The organism is Streptomyces doebereineriae (assembly GCF_031845645.1).
Classification (GTDB): domain Bacteria; phylum Actinomycetota; class Actinomycetes; order Streptomycetales; family Streptomycetaceae; genus Streptomyces; species Streptomyces canus.
Window position 1 is genome coordinate 1 of the sequence record NZ_JAVREZ010000494.1, and the last position, 410, is coordinate 410.

1 pseudogene is annotated in these 410 nt (G+C 70.0%); it reads left to right on the forward strand.

From position 1 onward, the window contains the following. Positions 1–80: 80 nt before the first annotated feature. A pseudogene (locus tag RNB18_RS52930) lies at positions 81–410 on the forward strand (radical SAM protein); the annotation flags it as partial.

A 410-nucleotide genomic window follows, 5' to 3' on the forward strand; every position in this document is an offset into this window, starting at 1 on the left:
GGCTTGCGAACCTGACTGGACAGACCTGCCCACCCGTGCGTGCGCAGTCGCGGGTGGGGTGACAACGGAGGTTCGCGTACATGCCGAGCAGCAGTCGTACGGCACTGGTCGAGGACCTGATGGGGCGTTTCCCCGAGGTGCCCCGGGAAGCCGTCATCAAGGAAGACCTGCTGCGCGGCGGCATGGCCTTCGACGAGTCCGCGCTCAGCGGATCGGTCGGCGGCGCCACGGGTGACGTGAAGCCGAAGTCGTACTTCATCTTCTCCTTCGACCACCGCACGCTGCCCGAGCTCGGCGCCGCCGCGCTCAACCGGCCGCCCGAGGAGGTCGTGCTGACCGGCGGCCCCTACGGGCTGCGCCGCACCGTCGTGTCGGTGCGGGTCAACCCCGACTCCCCGTACGTCGTGCGG